Annotated in this window: 1 protein-coding gene; it reads right to left on the bottom strand. The window is 68.3% G+C overall.

What is annotated here, in order from left to right; all coding sequences use genetic code 11:
• Nucleotides 1–4: 4 nt before the first annotated feature.
• Entirely contained in the window at nt 5–262 is a 258-nt protein-coding gene (locus tag ACR6JA_RS23115) for a hypothetical protein (RefSeq protein ID WP_494599850.1), read from the bottom strand.
• Between the last annotated feature and the right edge of the window lie 6 nt (nt 263–268).

Raw genomic sequence — 268 nt, 5'->3', positions numbered from 1 at the left:
GTCGTCATTGGGCACCTCGGAAGCGGATCATCGCGTCGGCGACGCGGTAGGCGTGCTCGACCACGCCCGTGACGCACCACTGCTGCCATTCCTCGATGCTCAGGGTCTTGTCCGCCCGGTCGCCGTAGCGCTGGTTGTCGGGCACGGCGAGCATTCCCTGCATGGCCTTGGCCGCGAAGTAGTCGCGCAGGGTCATGCCCATGGCGTCGGGGCGCGTGCTGCCTTCGTACTGCGCCGGTAAGGCCGGGCCGCCGTCGTTGATCGTGCT

The sequence above is a fragment of the Cedecea sp. B1(4) genome (assembly GCF_059414925.1).
The sequence above is the reverse complement of the archived record's forward strand: the minus strand, read 5'-3'. Positions and strand labels throughout refer to the sequence as shown.